Source organism: Nocardioides sp. J9 (genome assembly GCF_007829375.1).
In the GTDB taxonomy this organism is placed as follows: Bacteria; Actinomycetota; Actinomycetes; order Propionibacteriales; family Nocardioidaceae; genus Nocardioides.
Genome location: NZ_VLJQ01000002.1, coordinates 1 through 13,243 on the forward strand (window position 1 = coordinate 1; position 13,243 = coordinate 13,243).

Here is a 13,243-nt window from a genome sequence, read left to right on the forward strand (position 1 = left end):
GACGCGCCTGCGGCGCGGGCGCCGCGCTGCCGCGCCGCGGTTGCCTCCGGCAGGTGGCACCGTCCCCCTGGCGGCAAGCCGAGGGCGTGGGGCCCAGGCGCGAGCTGGTCGCCGGCTCAGCGCCACGCGGCGTCGCGACCCAGCAGCGCCAGCACGTGCACCCCGGTGGGGGCGTCCACCGGGACCGGGCGCGGGGGAGCGAAGCGCGGGTCGTCGCCGAGCGCCACCTGGAGCGCCGTCGGGAGCAGGTCGGCGGCCAGGCGCTCGGGGATCGCGGACCCGCGCCCCGTCGTACGCCCGACGTCCCAGCCGTGGACCGTGACCTCGAGCGCGGCGATCCGCGCGACGGTGTCGACGGGCAGCGGGTGCCCGCCGACGTCGACGGTCGGGCTGGTCGCCTCCATCCACGCGTGCAGCAGGCCGCACGCCTTCACCTGCAGCCGCTCGACCCGCTCCACCAGCGGCGAGGGTCCGGAGCAGTGCAGGCCGACGGCACCGTCGGCGGCCTCGGCGAAGGCGTCGAGGGCGTCCTCCATGTGCGCCAGCAGGCCGGCGAGGGTCCACCCGAGACAGGGGGTGGGGCGGTCGACGTCGGCGCAGGTGGTCGTCGCGAGGGCGGCGCTGGTGTAGTCGAGCGCGCGCTGCAGGACGTCCAGGCCGGCGACGAGACCGGCCGGGGCCGGCTCGGCCGTCATGGCTCAGGCCGGGACGTAGTCGGCGGGCAGGCGGTCCGGCAGGCCGAACCGGGCGAACAGCCGCGGGTCGAAGAACGCGGTCACGTGCTCGACACGCAGCTCGTCGCCCGAGCCGGTCATCTGCAGCACCTGCAGGTGGAAGGGCTCGAAGTGGCCCTCGGGCTGGCGCATGTAGAGGCCGAACGCCGGCTGGCCGTTGGCGACCGTCTCGATCATCGGCATGTCGTTGGTGCCGCCGGGGCACTTGCTGCCGATCAGCTCGCCGATCGCCTCGCAACCGCGGTAGTGGTTGAGGAACGGCGGCATGTCCCACGTGGCGTCGTACTTGAGCAGCTGGACGATCTGGTCGATGTCCTTGCGCCAGAACGCCTGCAGGTAGGCGTCGAGCAGGGTGCGCTGGGCCTGGTCGAGGTCGGCCTCGACCGTGTCCGGGGTGAGACCGCGGTCGGCGAGCTGTGCGTGCGCGCGCTGCAGTGCCGAGTTCACCGCGGCGGTGGTCGTCTCGAGTGCCGCAGCGGTCTCGGCTGCTGACCAGCGCAGCACGTCGCGCAGGATGAGCACCGCGCGCTGGCGGGCGGGCAGGTGCTGCAGGGCGGCGACGAACGCCAGCCGGATCGTGTCCCGCTCGGCGACCTCGACCGCGGCGTCCGGGATCGGCTCGAGCCACGGCACCTCGTGGTCCTCGAGCAGCTCGTCGGCAGGGGAGGAGTCGGAGGTGCCGAGCCCGGTGGGCAGCGGGCGACGCGGCTTGCTCTCCAGGTTGGTCAGGCACACGTTGGTGGCGATCTTGTAGAGCCACGTGCGCACCGAGCTGCGGCCCTGGAAGCTCGCCGACGCCTTCCACGCGCGCAGGAAGGTCTCCTGGACCAGGTCCTCGGCCTCGTGCACCGAACCGCTCATCCGGTAGCAGTGCGCCATCAGCTCGCGCTGGTAGCGCCCAGTGAGGGTGTCGAAGTCCGCGAGCTCGTCGTGGGCGGGCGCGGTCGCCTGCCCTGCCAGTCCTGCCTGCTCGGTCACGGTGGTTCCCATCGCTGCCCCTGTGGTCTCGTCAGTCTGCCTGAGGAGGTGGACCGGGGGCGACGGGAAAAATCATCGCCGGGTCATCGCCGGGGTCATCGCGGGGTCATCGACCGGACTGCCGGGCGTGCGCCGCGACCACCTCGAGCGCCCGCTGCGCCGCCGGGACGGCGACCTCGCGGTCCGCGGGCACCAGGCCGACGCGGGTACGCCGGTCGAGCAGGTCGGCGACGTCGGCGGCCCCCTCGTGGGTGATCCCGAAGAAGAGCTCGGCCCAGACCGTGGGGACGGTGGCGTGGCCGGGTGCGATCGGCGCGAGGACCTCGTCGGCGGCCCAGCCGGACGCCTCGAGCGCCGCGTCGAGCACGAGGCCGGCGTCGGCGCCGTACCGCCGCACGAGGCGGGCGCGTCCGGGGTGGTCGGCACGGGCCGCCTCCTCGGCGAGCGCCTCGCGGGGCGCGGCGCCGAGCAGGGGGAGGGTGGCGGTGACGCAGGGGCCGGCGGTGAGGCCAGCGGAGGCGACGGCCGCGTCGACGGCGTCCTGGGCCATCCGGCGGTACGTCGTCAGCTTGCCGCCGACGATCGTGACCACCCCGGACGGGCTGGTGAGCACGGCGTGCTTGCGGGACAGGTCGGCGGTCGAGCCCTCGCCCGCGCCGTCGGAGGTGTCGAGCAGCGGACGGAGGCCGGCGAAGGCGCCGACGACGTCGGAGCGGCGCAGCGGCCGGGCGAAGGACGCGGAGACCACGTCGAGCAGGAAGCCGATCTCGACCTCGGTCGGCTCGGCGACGTCCGGCACGGGGCCGTCGACCGGCTCGTCGGTGAGGCCGACGTAGAGCTGGCCGTCGGGCTGGGGGAGCACGAGGACGAAGCGGTTGGTCTCGCCGGGGATCGGGGCGAAGACGGCGACCGCCAGGTGCGGCAGTGCCTCCGGTCGCAGGACGAGGTGGGTGCCGCGGGAGGGGCGCAGCCGGACGTCGTCGACCAGGTCGCCGGCCCACACCCCCGCCGCGTTCACGACCGTGCGGCAGGTGACGGCCAGGTCCGCCCCGGTGAGCTCGTCGCGCAGCTGCACGGAGGTGCCGGTCGCCGCGACCACCCGGGCGTGGGTGTGCACGGCGGCACCGCGGTCGGCGGCGGTGCGGGCGATCGTGGTGACCAGCCGGGCGTCGTCCTCGAGCTGGCCGTCCCAGCCGAGCAGGCCGCCGCGCAGGCCCTCCGTGCGCAGCGGCGGCGCGAGCTGTCGGGTCTCGGCCGCCGACAGCCGCCGGGGCCGGGGGAGGGTGTCGGTGCTGGTGCGGGCCGCCCGGCGGAGCAGGTCGCCGCCGACGAGGCCGGCGCCGGCGAGCGCGCCGAGCGGGCGGCTGACGCCGGGGCCGAGGGGGATGAGCGAGGGCAGCGGGTGGGTGAGGTGCGGCGCGGTGGTCTCCATCAGGATCCCGCGCTCGACAGCGCTCTCGTGCGCGATCGCGACCTGGCCCGAGGCGAGGTAGCGCAGCCCGCCGTGCACCAGCTTCGAGGAGAACCGCGACGTGCCGAAGGCGAGGTCGTGGGCGTCGACCGCGAGCACCCGCAGCCCGCGAGAGGCGGCGTCGAGCGCGACCCCCGCGCCGGTCACCCCGAGGCCGACGACGACCACGTCGACGTCGGTGGGCGCACCGGCCAGGCCGGGGGTGATCCGCCGGGGCGTGCGGGAGGAGCCGGTCGGGCTGGTCGGGCTGGTCGGGCTGGTCGGGCTGGTCGGGCTGGTCATGGTGTGAGGCTCCGTACGACGAGGGTGCGCAGCTCCGCGTCGAGGGCGGCGGTGTCCACCGCGTCGTCGACCATCGTGTGCGCGGACAGGACGAACCCGTGGGCGGCCAGGACGACGCCGCGGGCGATGGTGACCGGGTCGCCGGAGCGGATGGTGCCGGCCCGCTGGCCGTCGGCGACCGCGCCGGCGAGCACGCCGATGACCAGCTCCTGCGAGCGGCCGCGGCGGGCCAGCAGGTAGGGGAGGATCAGCTCCGGGTCGAGCTCGACGATGCGGGTGAACAGCTCGTTGTCGCGCAGCGCCTCGACCGTCGCCGCGACCGCGTCGGCGACCTGCTGGGGCGTCGGGGGGCCGGACAGGTCCACGCCGCGGGCGACCAGGCCGCCCCACTCGCGGGTCATCAGGTCGCCGAGCAGGGCCGGCATGTCCGGCCACGCGCGGTAGATCGTCATCCGCGAGACGCCGGCGCGGCGGGCGACCTCGGTGAGCGTCGTGCGCTTCCAGCCGACGTCGAGGATGCACTCGCGGGCGGCGTCGAGGTAGCCGTCGCGGGGGCCGGCCTGCTCTCGGGCCGGCGGCTGGCCTCCGGCAGGGTTGTGACGGTGTGACGCCATATGTCACACTGTAACACATGACGACCGAGCGACCCGCCGTGCTCCAGCCCGAGATGCCCGCCACCCGCTGGGGCGACCCGGCGCACGCGAGCGACCTCCCCGACGGCGTGCGTGACCTCGTCGGCATGGTCTTCCCGCTCCACGACACGCCCGCCCGTGAGGACGTCACCGTCCCGGCGCCGCGGCTGCCCGACGACCTGGTCGCGGGCCTGCGGGCGCTGCTCGGCGACGGGCACGTGCTCACTGACGACGCGACGCGCCGCCTGCGCACCCGCGGCAAGTCGACCCCCGACCTGCTCCGCCAGCGCACCGGCGACCTCGGCGACGCACCCGACGTCGTCGTACGCCCCGGCGGGCACGACGACGTCGCCGCCGTGCTGGCCTGGGCGCAGGAGCACCGGGTCGCGGTCGTCCCGTTCGGCGGGGGCACGGCGGTCACCGGCGGCCTCGTCGCCGACCCCACCGGCCTGGCCGGCGTGGTCTCGCTCGACCTCGGCCGGATGCGCGGGCTGCTCGCCGTCGACCCGGTCTCCTCGACCGCGACGCTCGAGCCCGGCCTGCGCGGCCCGGAGGCAGAGGCCCTGCTCGCGGAGCACGGGCTGATGCTCGGCCACTACCCGCAGTCGTTCGAGTACGCCACGGTCGGCGGGTTCGCCGCCACCCGCTCCAGCGGCCAGTCCAGCGCCGGCTACGGCCGCTTCGACGCGATGGTCGTCGGGCTGCGCGTCGCCACCCCGGTCGGCGAGGTCCGGCTCGGGGTGTCCCCCGCCAACGCGTCCGGCCCCGACCTGCGCGAGCTCTTCCTCGGCTCCGAGGGCGCCTTCGGCGTGATCACCGAGGTCACGGTGCGGGTCCGCCCGCTGCCCGAGGTGAAGGAGTACGAGGGCTGGCGCTGGCCCTCCTTCGCCGCCGGCGCCGACGCGATGCGCGTGCTCGCCCAGGCCGACCTGCTGCCGACCGTGCTGCGGCTCTCCGACGAGGCCGAGACCGCGATCAACCTCGCCGACCCCGAGTCCATCGGCGGCGAGGGCGGCGCCGACGGGGAAGGGCCGGGCTGCCTGATGATCACCGGCTACGAGGGCACCCCGGCCGCGGTCGCCGCGAAGAAGGCAGCCGTCACCGCCGCCCTCACCGGCCTCGGCGGCACGGCGCTGGGCCCGGAGCCCGGCGAGGCGTGGGCCGCGGGGCGCTTCGGTGCGCCGTACCTGCGCGACAGCCTGCTCGACGTCGGCGTCCTCGTCGAGACGCTCGAGACCGTCACCTTCTGGAGCAACCGGGAGAACCTCTACACCCGCGTGAAGTCCGCGCTCGAGGCGGCGCTGCCCGGCGCGATGGTGCTCTGCCACGTCTCGCACGTCTACGCGACCGGCTGCTCGCTCTACTTCACCGTCGCCGCCCCGGGTGGCGAGGACCCGCTGGCCACCTGGCTGCCCGCGAAGGCCGCCGCGTGCGAGGCGATCGTCGCCGCCGGCGCCTCGATCACCCACCACCACGCGGTCGGCACCGACCACAAGCCCTACCTCACCGCCGAGATCGGCGAGCTCGGCGCCGAGGTGCTGCGCGCGGTGAAGCGGGCCGTCGACCCGGCCGGCATCCTCAATCCCGGGGTGCTGGTCCCGTGAGCGAGCCCGCCCGGCGCTTCGCCTTCCTCGTCAACCCCGCCTCCGGGGGCGGCGCGGCCCCGAAGGTCGTCGTCCCGCTCACCCGCGCGCTGCGCGAGTCCGGCGCCGAGGTCGAGGTCACCTACACGACCTCGGTCGCCGAGCCCCCCGCCCTCGTCGGTGCCGCCGTGGAGTCGGGCGCGGTCGTCGTCGCCGTCGGGGGCGACGGGATGGTCTCCTCCGTCGCCGGCGCGGTCGCCGAGCGCGACGGGGTCCTCGCCGTCGTCCCCGCCGGGCGGGGCAACGACTTCGCCCGGATGCTCGCCGTCCCGCACGACACCGCTGCGCAGGCCCGCCTGCTGCTGGACGGCGCCGAGCGGCGGATCGACCTGCTCCGCGCGAGCCTGCCCGACGGCTCGTCGTGGGTGGTGGCCGGCTCGGTCTACGCCGGCGTCGACGCCCGCGCCGCCGAGATCGTCGACCGCTCGCACTGGCTCCCCGGCCGGCTGCAGTACCCCGTCGCCGCCGTGCGCGCCCTCGCGACCTACCGCCCCGTGCGCTGCGTCCTCGACGTCGACGGCGAGCGCAGCGAGCACCAGGCCGCGACGGTGGTGGTCGCGAACTCCCGCTACTACGGCAAGGGCATGGCGATCGCGCCGGCCGCGTCCGTCGACGACAGCCTGCTCGACGTCGTCGTGATCGAGGCCGCCGGCCGCCTCGACCTGATCCGCTCCCTGCCCCAGGTGTACGACGGCGGCCACGTCGACCTGCCCGAGGTGATCGTGCGCACCGGCCGCCGGGTCAGCCTGTCCGGCTCGCACACCGGCGGCGGCGCCGTACCCGTCGGCGCGGACGGCGAGGCGCTCGGCCCCCTGCCCGCTGCCGGCGCCGGGGAGCTGGTCGTGGAGCTGTTGCCCGCCGCCCTGCGCATCGTGGCGTGAGCCGGGGACAGTTTCGCCGGTCGACCGGCGAAACTCACGCCTGACCGACGAAGCTTTGTCGGTCAGGCGTGAGTTCTGTCGGTCAGGTTCGTGGGGATTCACCACCTAGGGGGTGAATCTCGGCCACTGGGCACACGAAACTACGGTCTCGGGGCCCTGATTTCGTGTGCCCAGTCGGGGTTTCACCACCCAGGTGGTGAAACCCCCACCCCGCCTCAGACCGGCGCCGGCAGCGACCGGCTGATGATCTCCTTCATGATCTCGCTCGTCCCGGCGTAGATCTGCGAGACGCGGAGGTCGGCCCAGGCCCGGGCGATGGGGTACTCGTTCATGTAGCCGTAGCCGCCGTGCAGCTGCAGGCACTTGTCGGCGACCTTCTGGGCGCGCTCGGAGCACCACAGCTTGGCCATGGCGACGGTGGGGATGTCGAGCTTGCCCTCGAGGTGCAGGCCGATGCACTCGTCGACGAAGGAGCGGGCGACGCGGGCCTCGGTGGCGACCTCGGCCATCTTGAACTTGGTGTTCTGGAAGCCCCAGATCGGGCGGTTGAAGGCGTGCCGCTCGTGGACGTAGCGCATGGTCTCGTCGAAGCAGAACTCCATCGCGGCGACGTTCGCGGCGGCGACGATGAGGCGCTCCTGCGGGAGCTGCTCCATGAGCTGGATGAAGCCCTGGCCCTCCTCGGTGCCGAGCAGGTTGGTGACCGGCACGCGGACGTCGGCGAAGGAGAGCTCGGAGGTGTCCTGGCCCTTCATGCCGACCTTGTCGAGCACGCGGCCGCGGGAGAAGCCGGGGGTGTCGGTCGGGACGATGATGAGCGAGATGCCGGCCGCGGCCTCCTCGGGGTTGGTCTTCGCGACCACCACGACGACGTCGGCCTGGGCGCCGTTGGTGATGAAGGTCTTCGAGCCGTTGATGACGTACTCGTCGCCCTCGCGGATGGCCTTCGTCTTCACGCTCTGCAGGTCCGAGCCGGTGCCGGGCTCGGTCATCGCGATGGCGCCGACGGCCTCGCCGCTGGCCATCTTCGGCAGCCACGCGTGCTTCTGCTCCTCGGTGCCGTAGGCGAGGATGTAGTGGGCGACGATGCCGTTGTGGAGCGAGACGCCCCACGAGCTGTCGCCGACCTTGGTCTGCTCCTCCATCAGGATCGCCTCGTGGGCGAAGGTGCCGCCACCGCCGCCGTACTCCTCGGGGATCGAGAGGCAGAGCAGGCCGACCTCGCCGGCCTTGTTCCACAGCTCGCGGTCGACCTGCTTGTTCTCGATGAAGCGCTCGACGTTCGGCTTGATCTCCTTCTCGCAGAAGGTTCGCGCGAGGTCGCGGAAGTCGTCGAGGTCGGTGGTCATCCAGGGGGAACGGCGCTGCGGCATGGGGGTGGGTCCTGTCGGCTGGTCGGTGTCTCGGAACTGGATACAGCCTGTATCGCAGGTGACAGGGTGCCATGTCAGAACGCTGGGTACAAGGTGTATCCATCAGGTCCGTACGGCGGTAGCCTGCTCGCCGTGGTGGACGTGGCGAAGTGGGTCGACTCGACCGTGCGCCGGCGCAGCGCCAAGGAGGCGCACGGCGACGGGCGGCGCGACCTCGTCGTGCAGGCTGCCGTCGCCGCCATCGAGGAGGGTGGCGCCGACATCGGCATGGGCCAGGTCGCCGAGCGCGCCGGCATCCCGCGGCCCAACGTCTACCGCCACTTCGCGAGCAAGGAGCAGCTCGACGCCGAGGTCGCGCGGTACGCCGCCACCGAGCTCATCGACCGCGTCCGACCCCACTTCCGGCGCACCGGCACGCCCGCCGAGATCGTCGGCGGCCTCATCGCGCCGTGCGTCGCGTGGGCCGCCGAGCACCCCCACCTGTTCCGCTTCCTGGCGGCGCAGCAGCAGACGAAGGCGCTGCACCGCGCCCGGCTCGGCCGCACCCGGCTGCTCAACGAGGTCGTGGACGCCGCCCGGTCCTACCTGCGCGCGACGCCGCTCTCGGCCGACCCGCCCGAGGGCGTGCTCGTCGGCGTGATGGGGATGGTCGACGCCAGCATCATCTGGTGGTTCGACCACCACGACGAGACCCAGGACGAGCTCGTCGCCCGACTCACCCGCCAGGTCACCGCGGTCCTCACCGACACCCTCGCGCAGTACGGCCTGGTCGTCCCCGACGACATGGTCTTCCGCCCGCAGCAGGACTGACCGGGCGCGCAGGAGAAAATCAGAGGCACAGCGGAATAGCCGCGTGCCGCCGGCGCTTGGACAAGTTGTTTCAACTTTGAAGCACCTGTTCCGCCCGGACCACCTGGAGTGTCGATGACCGCCTGCCTGACCCGTGCGCCGCGCGCCTCCACCACTCCCGCGACCGACCGGTCGGCCGCCCCGGCCGCCGAGGTGCGCACCCGCGTCGTCGTCCCCCTGCGCTTCGCCGACGGCTACGCCACCACCGCCGACGTGGTCACCTTCCACGGCCTGGCCGACGGCAAGGAGCACTTGCTCCTCGGCCTCGGCGCCTGGCGCGAGCGGGTGGCCGGCCTGGCCGGCGGCGGTACGGCGCCCCTGGTCCGCCCGCACAGCGAGTGCCTCACCGGCGACGTGCTCGGCTCGGAGCGCTGCGACTGCGGGCCCCAGCTGCGCGAGGCGGTCGAGCGGATCGCGGGCGAGGGCGGGTTCCTGCTCTACCTGCGCCAGGAGGGCCGCGGCATCGGGCTCTACGCCAAGCTCGACGCCTACGCCCTGCAGGACGCCGGCCTCGACACCTACGAGGCCAACCGGGCCCTGGGCCGCGGCGAGGACGAGCGCGACTACCGCGCAGCGGCGCAGATGGTGCGCGCGATGGGCGTCGACCGGATCCGGCTGCTGAGCAACAACCCCGACAAGGCCGCGCAGTTGGAGGCCTACGGCGTCGGCGTCGACGCGCAGGTCCCGACCGGGGTGCACCTCTCCGAGGCGAACCGCCGCTACCTCACCGTCAAGCGCGACCACACCGCGCACACCCTCGACCTCGACGGACTGATCGCGTGAGCACGGACACTGCAGACACCGCCGTCTGGCTCGGCGAGGACGAGATGGCGGCGTGGCTGCCGTTCATCCGGATCGTCCAGGCCCTGCCCCAGCAGCTCGACCGGTTGCTGCGCGAGGAGGCCGGGATCCCGCACAACTACTACGGGATGCTCGCCACCCTGTCCGCCCAGCCGGACCGCACCCTCACCATGGGCGACCTCGCCCGGCTCACCGCGTCCAGCCCGTCGCGGCTCAGCCACGCGATCGCCGCGCTGGAGCAGCGCGGGTGGGTCGAGCGTCGCCAGTGCCCCGAGGACAAGCGGATGCAGTACGCCACGCTCACCGACGCCGGCCTGGAGCTGCTGCGCAGCGTGGCGCCGCGGCACGTGGCGCACGTCCGCTCGCTCGTCTTCGACCGGCTCACCCCCGAGCAGGTGCGCCAGCTCGCGGAGATCTCTTCGGCGATCGTCGGCGACGCCGACCTCGGCGAGGCCTGAGCCGGTCAGCCGGTCAGCAGGTCAGCCGGTCAGGGCAGGGACCAGACCAGCAGCTCGGTCGGCACCGCCGCGGTCACGTCGTACGACGTCTCGCCGGTCACGCAGAACGCGTCGCCGGCGCTGAGCGGCTCGGCGAGCGAGGACCGCAGCAGCGCCCCGGTCGCGACGAAGGCGTGCACCCGGGGTGCCGCCGGCAGGGTGAGCACCTCGCCGGCGTCGAGCCGGGCCACGTCGAGGGCCGCGCCGGCCACGCCCACGGCGAGCGGGCCGCCGTCACCGACCACGCGGGCCAGGCCCCGGCCGGGGGCCGCGTCGACCGCCGAGGTCGCGTACCGCGGCGCTGCGTCGGGGTCGTCCGGCGTGAGCCACACCTGCACGAAGCGCGCCGGGCCGTCGCCACCGGCCAGCTCGGAGTGGCGCACGCCCGAGCCGGCGGTCAGCACGCCGCACTCGCTGGCGCCCAGCACCGCCTCGGAGCCGGTGCCGTCGCGGTGCACCACCGAGCCGGACACCACCCAGGTCACGATCTCCAGCCCGGCGTGCGGGTGCTCCTCGAAGCCGGTGCCCCGGGCCAGCAGGTGGTCGTCGTGGCACACCATCGGCCCGAAGGACATCCGCTCGGGGTCGAGGTTCGGCCCGAACGAGAAGGAGTGGTGGGTGAGCCGCCCGGCCTCCCGCTCGACGAACCGGTCAGTTCCCCTGCGGATCTCGACGTTCACGTGACAGATTGTGCCCGTGCCCGTCGGTGCACGCCGCGTCAGGCTGCCGTCCGGGCCTGCTCATGGGAGGGTGGGCGCGATGGAGGACAGGGTGAGGGACCTGGCCGAGCGGCTCCCGGGAGGGTTCCGCTTCGGCACGAGCACGGCGGCGTACCAGATCGAGGGCGCGGTCGACGAGGACGGACGCGGTCCGTCGGTGTGGGACACGTTCACCGCGCAGCCGGGGCGGGTCGTCGACGGCTCCTCCGGCGCCGTCGCCTGCGACCACTACCACCGCTGGCAGGAGGACGTGGCACTGCTGCGCCGGCTCGGCGCCGGCGGCTACCGCTTCTCGATCGCGTGGCCGCGCATCCAGCCGACGGGAAGCGGCCCCGCGAACGCGAAGGGCCTCGACTTCTACGACCGCCTCGTCGACGGGCTGCTCGACGCCGGCATCGCGCCGATGGCGACCCTGTTCCACTGGGACCTCCCCCAGGCGCTCGAGGACGACGGCGGCTGGCTCAACCGCGCCACCATCGACCGCTTCGCCGACTACGCCGCGATCATGGGTGAACGCCTCGGTGACCGGGTCGCCGACTGGGTGCCGGTCAACGAGCCCAACGTGGTGACGCTCATGGGGTACGCCACCGCCATGCACGCGCCCGGCAAGGCGCTCATGTTCGACGCGCTCCCGGTCGGGCACCACCTGCTCGTCGCGCACGGCCGCGCCGCGATCGCCCTGCGCGCCGCGGGTGCGCAGAGCGTCGGCTGCGCCAACAACCACGCGCCCATCTGGCCCGGCAGCGACGACCCCGCCGACGTCGGGGCCGCGAAGCTCTTCGACACGCTCTGGAACGGGCACTACCTCGAGGGCATGCTGCTCGGCCGCTACTCCGACGACATGATGATGCTGCTCGAGGACCACGTCCGCGACGGCGACCTCGCCACCATGCGCCAGCCCCTCGACTTCTACGGGGTCAACTACTACAACCCGATGCGCATCGCCGCCGCCGACGAGGAGGCCGAGCTGCCGTTCGAGTTCCGCGACGTCCTCGGCTACCCGGTCACCGACTTCGGGTGGCCGGTGGTCCCGGACGCGCTGCGCGAGTGGCTGATCATGTTCCGCGCCCGCTACCGCGCAGCCCTCCCGCCGATCGTCATCACCGAGTCGGGTTGCGCCTACAACGCCGGCCCCGACGAGCACGGCGTCGTGGACGACCGGGCCCGCATCGACTACCACGCCAGCCACTTGACGGCCGTGGCGGAGGCGGTCGAGCGCGGCGTCGACGTCCGCGGCTACTACACGTGGTCGGTCATCGACAACTTCGAGTGGGCCGAGGGGTACACCCAGCGGTTCGGCCTCGTGCACGTCGACTACGACACCCAGGTCCGCACGCCCAAGCGGTCCTTCGACTGGTACGCCGACCTGGTGGCCCGGCACCGCGCCGCGCACCCGGCCTGACCCCGCCCCCGGCGGACCGGGGCCCTCACTCGAGGTCCCTGATCTCCTCCCACTCCACCGGCTCGGCCGTCGCCAGCACCCGGCCGAGCTCGTCCGCGTCGGGCAGGTCGCCCGACCCGTCGCTGAACCAGACGACCAGGGAGCCGCCGGTGCGCTCGGCGACGACGTACTCGTCGTTCCCCTGCCTGGACAGCACGTGGTAGCCGTCGCCCTCGCGGCAGTCGTACCAGGCGCCCTCCGACCGGTCGCAGGTCATGTCCTGCTCCGGCTCGCGCGTCACGTCGAGCGTGAACCTCGGGGGATCGACGGCGTCGGGGTCCGACTCGTAGGTGATGCCGTACTCCGTGACCTGCCCGTCGGTGGTGCGGTACGAGGAGTACACGGGCTCGAAGCCGTCGACCTCGGGGAGCACAGGGGTCAGCCCGGAGGCCTTCAGCCGGGCGACCTCGGCCGCGTCGTCCCGGGCGTCGTCGAGGGCGCTCCCGGCTGTTGGGGCGAGGGCGAGCCCGAACAGCCCGAGCAGGAGCAGCGCGACACCGGCGACCACCGGCGCGGCGTCGCCCGTGCGCTGGACGGTGACTGCGGCAGCGACCGCGGCGACGGCGGCGGCAGGGAGCCCGGCGAGCAGGGCGACCACCCCGTTGCCCGGCGGGTCGCCGACCCCGGCGACGACGAACACCCCCACCAGCACGACCACGACGTACCCGCCCGTCGCCAGCAGCACCAGGCTCAGCGCACGTCGTACCAGCAGCGCCAGGAGTCCGCCGACGGCGGCTGCCGCGGCGATCGCGCCGAGGAACCAGCCCCATAGCCCGGCGTCCGACGTCACGCCGAGGACGCCGTAGGTGGGCAGCACGAGGAGGACGCCGGCGAGGAACGCGGCGAGGGTGTGGACCGGCACGCCGTCGGCCCGTTGCGGGGCGGGCGCGGTCGCGCCGGGGGCGGACGCGGGCTGCTGGGTCGGGGGCACGACCGCTTCCC

The 13,243-nt window shown here is 74.0% G+C and carries 13 protein-coding genes; 6 read left to right on the forward strand and 7 right to left on the reverse strand.

Going from position 1 to position 13,243, the window contains the following annotated elements:
- Positions 1-116: 116 nt before the first annotated feature.
- From L615_RS00885 to L615_RS00900, 4 genes are all read right to left on the reverse strand, one after another.
- A complete protein-coding gene (locus L615_RS00885) occupies positions 117-695 on the reverse strand; it encodes a TIGR03086 family metal-binding protein (RefSeq protein WP_036518026.1) in 579 nt (192 codons plus the stop codon).
- A 3-nt stretch (positions 696-698) separates the two neighbouring features.
- Positions 699-1,724, reverse strand: coding sequence for a sigma-70 family RNA polymerase sigma factor (locus L615_RS00890; protein WP_084255219.1), 1,026 nt, complete (start codon positions 1,722-1,724; stop codon positions 699-701).
- A gap of 94 nt (positions 1,725-1,818) precedes the next feature.
- Complete coding sequence (locus tag L615_RS00895) at positions 1,819-3,465, reverse strand: glycerol-3-phosphate dehydrogenase/oxidase (protein WP_145723797.1); 1,647 nt, start codon at positions 3,463-3,465, stop codon at positions 1,819-1,821.
- Complete coding sequence (locus L615_RS00900; protein ID WP_028656014.1) at positions 3,462-4,079, reverse strand: TetR/AcrR family transcriptional regulator; 618 nt, start codon at positions 4,077-4,079, stop codon at positions 3,462-3,464. The genes L615_RS00895 and L615_RS00900 overlap by 4 nt, the downstream gene beginning before the upstream one ends.
- Before the next feature lie 17 nt (positions 4,080-4,096).
- Here L615_RS00900 and L615_RS00905 point away from each other — a divergent pair, with 17 nt between their 5' ends.
- A complete protein-coding gene (locus tag L615_RS00905; protein ID WP_261376513.1) occupies positions 4,097-5,701 on the forward strand; it encodes an FAD-binding oxidoreductase in 1,605 nt (534 codons plus the stop codon).
- Complete coding sequence (locus tag L615_RS00910; protein ID WP_145723798.1) at positions 5,698-6,621, forward strand: diacylglycerol kinase family protein; 924 nt, start codon at positions 5,698-5,700, stop codon at positions 6,619-6,621. The genes L615_RS00905 and L615_RS00910 overlap by 4 nt, the downstream gene beginning before the upstream one ends.
- A 215-nt stretch (positions 6,622-6,836) precedes the next feature.
- On the opposite strand, the gene L615_RS00915 is transcribed toward L615_RS00910, so the two are convergent.
- Positions 6,837-7,994 (reverse strand): acyl-CoA dehydrogenase family protein, encoded by a 1,158-nt coding sequence (locus L615_RS00915; protein WP_028656011.1) that lies wholly within the window; start codon positions 7,992-7,994, stop codon positions 6,837-6,839.
- Positions 7,995-8,126: 132 nt separating this feature from the next.
- On the opposite strand from L615_RS00915, the gene L615_RS00920 reads away from it, so the two are divergent.
- The 3 genes from L615_RS00920 to L615_RS00930 all read left to right on the forward strand — a co-directional run bounded on the left by L615_RS00920 (position 8,127) and on the right by L615_RS00930 (position 10,102).
- Positions 8,127-8,804: a TetR/AcrR family transcriptional regulator gene (locus L615_RS00920; RefSeq protein ID WP_145723799.1), complete on the forward strand. Its 678-nt coding sequence runs from the start codon at positions 8,127-8,129 to the stop codon at positions 8,802-8,804.
- 114 nt (positions 8,805-8,918) lie between these two features.
- Entirely contained in the window at positions 8,919-9,626 is a 708-nt protein-coding gene (gene ribA, locus L615_RS00925) for a GTP cyclohydrolase II (protein WP_145723800.1), read from the forward strand.
- On the forward strand, positions 9,623-10,102 hold the full coding sequence (locus L615_RS00930; RefSeq protein WP_036518023.1) for a MarR family winged helix-turn-helix transcriptional regulator: 480 nt from the start codon (positions 9,623-9,625) through the stop codon (positions 10,100-10,102). Before ribA ends, L615_RS00930 begins: the two co-directional genes overlap by 4 nt.
- Positions 10,103-10,131: 29 nt before the next feature.
- On the opposite strand, the gene L615_RS00935 is transcribed toward L615_RS00930, so the two are convergent.
- A complete protein-coding gene (locus L615_RS00935) occupies positions 10,132-10,821 on the reverse strand; it encodes a pirin family protein (RefSeq protein WP_145723801.1) in 690 nt (229 codons plus the stop codon).
- Positions 10,822-10,900: 79 nt separating this feature from the next.
- Between L615_RS00935 and L615_RS00940 the strand changes: the two genes are divergently transcribed.
- Positions 10,901-12,262, forward strand: a complete 1,362-nt coding sequence (locus tag L615_RS00940) for a GH1 family beta-glucosidase (protein ID WP_145723802.1) — start codon at positions 10,901-10,903, stop codon at positions 12,260-12,262.
- Between the two features lie 25 nt (positions 12,263-12,287).
- Here the strand turns inward: L615_RS00940 and L615_RS00945 are convergent, their stop codons facing one another.
- Complete coding sequence (locus L615_RS00945) at positions 12,288-13,232, reverse strand: hypothetical protein (RefSeq protein WP_145723803.1); 945 nt, start codon at positions 13,230-13,232, stop codon at positions 12,288-12,290.
- Positions 13,233-13,243 lie beyond the last annotated feature (11 nt).